The sequence below is a fragment of the Eubacterium sp. ER2 genome, assembly GCF_000765215.1.
Lineage (GTDB): Bacteria > Bacillota > Clostridia > Lachnospirales > Lachnospiraceae > Claveliimonas > Claveliimonas intestinigallinarum.
This window is the reverse complement of sequence record NZ_JPJE01000074.1, coordinates 1-1,220: the sequence shown is the minus strand read 5'-3', so window position 1 is coordinate 1,220 and position 1,220 is coordinate 1. Positions and strand designations below refer to the sequence as shown.

The 1,220-nt window shown below is 54.3% G+C and carries 2 protein-coding genes; one reads left to right on the top strand and one right to left on the bottom strand.

The features are described 5' to 3' along the window. Positions 1-532 (bottom strand): aminoacyl-tRNA hydrolase (gene pth, locus NI21_RS0115765; RefSeq protein WP_033127162.1); only part of this gene is annotated, 532 nt, incomplete at its 3' end. Positions 533-677: 145 nt separating this feature from the next. Between pth and NI21_RS0115760 the strand changes: the two genes are divergently transcribed. Continuing rightward, positions 678-1,106: a hypothetical protein gene (locus NI21_RS0115760; RefSeq protein ID WP_033127161.1), complete on the top strand. Its 429-nt coding sequence runs from the start codon at positions 678-680 to the stop codon at positions 1,104-1,106. The last annotated feature ends 114 nt before the right edge of the window (positions 1,107-1,220 follow it).

Sequence of the window (1,220 nt, the reverse complement as noted above, 5' to 3'; positions counted from 1 at the left end):
CCCGGTCTGTCACCATGTACTTTACCGCCTCTGCGGCATGGCGGTAGCCCTCCGCCATCTGCTCTCTTTCCTCTCTGGAGAAATGCCCCAGCACATAGTCCGCCAGATCGTACTGCCTGGGCTTCTGGCCCACCCCCACTTTGACCCGGGGAAACACCTCCGTGCCCAGGTGGGCGATGATGCTTTTTATTCCGTTGTGGCCGCCGGCGCTGCCCTTCTTCCGGATCCGGATCTGACCGGGATCCAAGCTCACGTCGTCGTAGATGACGATGAGCTCCGACTCCTCGTCCACCTTGTAGTAGTCCACAAGTCCCCGGATGCTCTCCCCGCTCAGGTTCATGTAGGTCTGGGGCTTGGCCAGGATCACCTTCTGCCCCTCTATGATGCCCTTTCCGATGAGGGCCCTGTTTTTCCGATAATCCACGGAGATATTATACGCTTCCGCCAGCACATCTATGACATCAAACCCGGCATTATGCCTTGTCCCCTCATAGGGCTGCCCCGGATTTCCAAGTCCAGCTATGATATACATTGTCTTCCACCTTTCCTTTCACACTCCCTCCATTCTACAGGAAGAAGGGCTGTTTGTCACGCAAAAGCCGGGAATATTTTCCCGGTTCCCGGCATACGTTTATAGAGAATAAAAATACTGCCATAATGGTACAGGAGGGCTTTTTATGAGTTCCAGAACAAAAATCGTGGTGCTCCACATGAAGGAGATCATCTATACCGTCATTTTCGCCGTGCTGGCCATTCTTCTGATCCTGCTGCTCGTCTTCATGTTCTTCCCCGGAGACAAAAAAGAGAGCGGCTCGTCAGGCAAATACAAAGCCGGCGTCTACACCTCCTCCCTTACCTTAAACAATACAGACCTGGAAGTGGAGGTCTCGGTGGACGACTCGGGGATCAGCTCCATCCGCTTCACCAACATGGACGAGACGACGGCGGCCATGCTCCCCTTAGCCCAGCCGGCCATGGAGGACATTGCGGAGCAGATCTGCCAGTCCCAGTCTCTTGACAACCTGGAATTTTCCGCTGACTCGGCCTACACCTCCCAGGTCATCGTGGACGCTGTCAGGGAAGCCCTGAAAAAGGCAGAAAAATAGAGGAGCCGCCCACGCCGGGCGGCTCCTCAGACTGTAGACAAAGTCCCCGGTTTACCCCGGGGCTTTTCTATTGTAGTTATCAACATTTCAATGATCCTTCCGGTTTTTATCAAG